Raw genomic sequence first — 3,384 nt, forward strand, 5'->3', positions numbered from 1 at the left:
CCGTTGCACAATCATTACCCTTATTGCCAAATACCATAGATTGAATATTAACAGCTGTTCCTATATTATTTGCAATATTATTCATATTTCTATATTTTATTGCTCTATCAGTATTCCAAGACTTAAATACAGCAGATATAGCTTGCCAAAGTTGTTCTAATATATTTTGAGAAAAACTTTGACCTGATACATTTTTGATTAACTTTTTATACTCATCAATAATTTCTTTTTGATCGCTTGCCGTAAGATTTTTGTCTTCCTCAATATCTAAAATAACTTTTTTATTATTTAAAATTGCTTCAAATTTAGACTTATCTAATCCAAGAACTACATTGCTATACATCTCAATATATCTTCTATATGAATCATATGCAAATCTATGATTATTTGTAACTTTAGCAAGTCCTTCTACTGTTTCATCATTTAATCCTAAATTCAAGACCGTTTCCATCATACCTGGCATTGAAATTTGTGCACCAGACCTAACAGATACTAATAAAGGATTTTCTTTATTTCCAAATTTTAATCCAATTGTATTTTCTAGCTTCTTTATAGATTTTATAACTTGATCTTTTAAAAAAAGTGGCAATTGATTAGAATTTTTGCAGAATTCATTACAAATTTCTGATGAAATTGTAAAACCTGGCGGAACAGGGATTTTCATTTTACTCATTTCTGCGAGCCCAGCTCCTTTATTGCCAAGTATATTTTTCAGATCATCACTCCCATCTGCTTTACCATTACCAAAATGATATATATAGTTTTTCAACGAATTTTTATCTTTATTCATTAATCTGGAGTATTTGTAGAAATGTCATCTAACTTTTCAGGAGCTATTTCCTTCATTTGCAATATCTTAACTCTAATTTCATCTAAAGCTTCAGGATTTTCTTTTAAAAATACTTTAGCGTTCTCTTTACCTTGACCAATCTTTTGATCATTATACGAATACCATGATCCTGATTTATTAATTATATCTAGTGCAACACCTATATCAATTATTTCTCCTTCCTTCGAAATTCCTTCTCCATACATTATATCAAATTCAATAACTTTAAATGGTGGAGCAACTTTATTTTTAACAATTTTAACTCTAGTTTGATTGCCAATCACTTCTTCTTTGTCTTTAATAGCACCTATTCTTCTTATATCTAACCTTACTGATGAATAAAACTTCAATGCATTGCCTCCCGTAGTAGTTTCAGGATTACCAAACATTACCCCAATCTTCATTCTTATTTGATTGATAAAAAATAATATAGTGTTAGATTTAGATACATTAGAAGTTAACTTCCTTAAAGCCTGACTCATTAGCCTTGCTTGAAGCCCTACATGACTGTCACCCATTTCACCTTCAATTTCAGCCTTAGGCACTAATGCTGCTACACTATCTACTATAACCATATCAAAAGCCCCAGACCTTACTAAGGTGTCAGTAATTTCAAGAGCTTGTTCACCAGAATCCGGCTGAGATAAAATTAACTTTTCTGTATCAACCCCTAGTTTTTTTGCATAAGAAACATCAAGGGCATGTTCAGCATCTATAAATGCACATGTACCACCTTTTTTCTGACATTCAGCAATTGCATGAAGTGTAAGTGTAGTTTTCCCTGAACTTTCTGGACCAAATATTTCAATAACCCTACCTTTAGGATAACCGCCAACACCTAATGCTATATCTATACCCAAAGAACCTGAAGGAATAGACTCAATATTTTGCACCTCCATTTCTCCTAGCTTCATAATAGAACCCTTTCCATATGCCTTTTCTATTTGATTTAAAGCTACTTCTAGCGCTTTTTCTTTGTCCATAATAAACCCAAATTCTTGTGTTAAACATTACTCAGATGCAGTATAGATAAACTATAAATAGTTTCAACAAATTTCTTTTTATTTTATAGATTCAGCATGATAAAATAATTGCTAACGAAGATTTACACTTTAAAAAATTAAAGCTAAAAAAATTTAGATAATTTTTAAGTATTACTGTTAACGAAAGGCTATATCAGCAGCAAGTATCTCTTTCATTTGTCCTTTTTCATACTCATATACTGCAAAAAGCCTGTCATTTTCTCCATTAGACTTTAACCTAAATGCTCCTGTAATTCCTTGATAACCATCCGTTCTTTCAAGTTCTTCAAATTTGATTATAATACAATTATTCGCTTTATTGATTATTGCAGATAACAACATAATAGAATCATAAGCTATAGCAGCAATCCTTGGGGGATTATATTTATAATTATCTTTAAATCTTGATTCAAATTCATAAAATGCTTTATGAGGTATATCTGATATCCAAGCATTTTTAGTAATTACATTTTGAGTAAGTGGATAATTACTCCAATCTCCAATACCTAAAATTTTATATTGAGGATCACTTGAGCTGTGTAAGAATTGCAACTGATTCATTACTTTAATTAAATTATTATTTTGCTCTGGAAGAACTATGCTAGGATGTCCAAAACCAGGTATACTATTTGAAATATCATTTTTAACTGAACCCTTAATACTCAATATAGCCTCACTTAATGTAAACCTTCTAACAATTGGAACATCTGATGCTGTATATAAAGAAACTTTTTTTACATTATAATGTCCTTCTCCCGCATTATCTAGCAAATATTTTTCAACTAAATTTCCATATCTATTTTGTGGAACAATAGAATAAACGTTAGAATACTGTTTTTTACTAGCATAACCGATAACTTTTTTAACTTGTTGAAATGGAATAATGTCAAAAACATAAAGTCCTGGCATATTAGTTAAATCCATATCGTTGGAATACGTTAACATTATAAGATTATTCTTCTTTGCTTTTTCGTAAATAACCTCTGCTTGCTCCTTAAATATAGGACCAAAAATCATATCTGTATCATCAAAATTAGCGAGTTCTATTGCTTCTTTAGCACTAATCGCATCACTACCTACATCAATAGCTTTATATGTAATATTATCCGCCCTTAATTCATAAAGAGCCAATTGCATTGAATCTAAGATACTCTGACCTAAATATTGATACTTACCAGATAATGGCAATAACACAGCAATTTTAACTTCTAAGGGATTTTTTGATGGCATTGCAACAAGCTTTGGATTTTGTTTTGAATCTTTTTTATTAAAAAGAGAATCGAATTTATTTTCTAATGTATTGCAACTAACAAGTAAAAATAATAGAAATATACTTAAAATCTTTTTCATTTTACACACATGATATTATTTCTAATATAAGCTATTATATGATTTATAATATGTAAAGATTGTTTTTTATTTACATATAAATCTATATAAATTTACCTTGAATATGATATAATCAATTGTTAAGTTACAATAAAAATTACAATAATTAAAAATGGATAGTAAAATTGCTTTCACTAATATGCT

The 3,384-nt window shown here is 29.2% G+C and carries 3 protein-coding genes; all 3 read right to left on the bottom strand.

What is annotated here, in order from left to right:
* A partial coding sequence (locus EIC27_RS06500; RefSeq protein WP_276310348.1) for a PEP/pyruvate-binding domain-containing protein occupies positions 1–790 on the bottom strand: 790 nt, incomplete at its 3' end.
* Positions 790–1,812 (bottom strand): recombinase RecA, encoded by a 1,023-nt coding sequence (recA, locus tag EIC27_RS06505; protein ID WP_126045247.1) that lies wholly within the window; start codon positions 1,810–1,812, stop codon positions 790–792. The genes recA and EIC27_RS06500, both read right to left, overlap by 1 nt.
* A gap of 177 nt (positions 1,813–1,989) precedes the next feature.
* Positions 1,990–3,201, bottom strand: a complete 1,212-nt coding sequence (locus tag EIC27_RS06510; protein ID WP_126045248.1) for a penicillin-binding protein activator — start codon at positions 3,199–3,201, stop codon at positions 1,990–1,992.
* Positions 3,202–3,384 lie beyond the last annotated feature (183 nt).

Source organism: Candidatus Aquarickettsia rohweri, assembly GCF_003953955.1.
In the GTDB taxonomy this organism is placed as follows: Bacteria; Pseudomonadota; Alphaproteobacteria; order Rickettsiales; family Midichloriaceae; genus Aquirickettsia; species Aquirickettsia rohweri.